At 52.2% G+C, this 1,151-nt stretch carries 1 protein-coding gene; it reads right to left on the bottom strand.

The window, feature by feature from the left end; translation table 11 throughout:
- Positions 1-1,151: elongation factor Tu (gene tuf / locus HMPREF2954_RS01280; protein ID WP_321178149.1), on the bottom strand; the 1,151-nt coding region annotated here is incomplete at both ends.

The following is a 1,151-nucleotide window of genomic DNA, read 5'->3' as shown; positions in this document are numbered from 1 at the left end:
GCACCTACGGTACGGCCACCTTCGCGAATCGCAAAGCGCAGACCCTCTTCCATAGCGATAGGCGCAATCAGTTCTACAGTAATGGCTACGTTCTCACCAGGCATAACCATTTCTACACCTTCTTCCAAAGTAACCGCGCCGGTTACGTCGGTAGTACGGAAGTAGAATTGAGGACGGTAGTTAGCGAAGAACGGAGTATGACGGCCACCCTCTTCTTTGCTCAATACGTACACTTCCGCTTTGAATTTGGTGTGCGGAGTGATGGTACCCGGTTTAGCCAATACTTGACCGCGTTCCACTTCTTCGCGTTTGGTACCGCGCAGCAATACGCCTACGTTGTCACCTGCTTGACCTTCGTCCAGCAGTTTGCGGAACATCTCAACACCGGTACAAGTGGTTTTTTGGGTTTCTTTCAGACCTACGATTTCGATCTCGTCACCAACGTGGATGACACCGCGCTCTACACGGCCGGTTACTACGGTACCGCGACCGGAGATGGAGAATACGTCTTCGATAGGCAACAGGAACGGTTTGTCCACGGCACGCTCGGGAGTCGGGATGTAGCTGTCCAATGCGGCAGCCAGTTCGAAGATTTTTTCTTCGTAAGCGGCGTCGCCTTCCAAGGCTTTCAGTGCAGAACCTTGTACGATCGGGCAGTCGTCGCCTGGGAAGTCGTAGCTTGACAGCAAGTCACGGATTTCCATTTCAACCAGTTCCAACAGCTCGGCATCGTCAACCATGTCGCATTTGTTCATGAACACGATGATGTAAGGTACGCCTACTTGGCGGGCCAACAGGATGTGTTCGCGGGTTTGCGGCATAGGACCGTCGGCAGCGGAACATACCAAGATTGCGCCGTCCATTTGTGCGGCACCGGTAATCATGTTTTTAACGTAGTCGGCGTGGCCCGGGCAGTCTACGTGTGCGTAGTGGCGGGTTTCGGTTTCGTATTCTACGTGTGAGGTATTGATGGTAATACCGCGGGCTTTTTCTTCGGGAGCGTTGTCGATTTGGTCGTAAGCTTTTGCAGCACCGCCGAATTTTTTAGCCAAAATAGTAGTCAAAGCAGCAGTCAGGGTGGTTTTACCATGGTCAACGTGACCGATGGTGCCAACGTTTACGTGCGGTTTGCTACGTTCAAATTTTTCCTT

The sequence above is a fragment of the Neisseria sp. HMSC067H09 genome (assembly GCF_001814135.1).
Classification (GTDB): Bacteria; Pseudomonadota; Gammaproteobacteria; order Burkholderiales; family Neisseriaceae; genus Neisseria.
This window is presented reverse-complemented; position numbering and strand designations above follow the sequence as displayed.